The sequence below is a fragment of the Bacillus pretiosus genome (assembly GCF_051294775.1).
GTDB lineage: Bacteria > Bacillota > Bacilli > Bacillales > Bacillaceae_G > Bacillus_A > Bacillus_A wiedmannii.
Window position 1 is genome coordinate 1 of sequence record NZ_JBPPHF010000042.1, and the last position, 367, is coordinate 367.

1 pseudogene is annotated in these 367 nt (G+C 39.8%); it reads left to right on the forward strand.

The window, feature by feature from the left end:
* Positions 1-367 (forward strand): annotated as a pseudogene (codY, locus tag ACSG5Z_RS29765) (GTP-sensing pleiotropic transcriptional regulator CodY); the annotation flags it as partial.

A 367-nucleotide genomic window follows, 5' to 3' on the forward strand; every position in this document is an offset into this window, starting at 1 on the left:
TCACGTAGTAAGTCGTCGTGGTAAATTACTAGGTTATGCAATTCACCAACAAATTGAGAATGAGCGTATGAAACAAATGCTTGCAGAGCGTCAATTCCCGGAAGAGTACACGCAACGCTTATTCAACATTACAGAAACATCTTCAAACTTAGATGTAAACAGTGCTTACACAGCATTCCCAGTAGAAAATAGAGAATTATTCGGTCAAGGTTTAACTACAATCGTACCAATCGGTGGTGGTGGTGAGCGTCTAGGCACATTAGTGTTAGCTCGTCTTGGTCAAGAGTTCTTAGACGATGATTTAATCCTTGCTGAATACAGTTCAACTGTAGTAGGTATGGAAATCTTACGTGATAAAGCAGAAGAA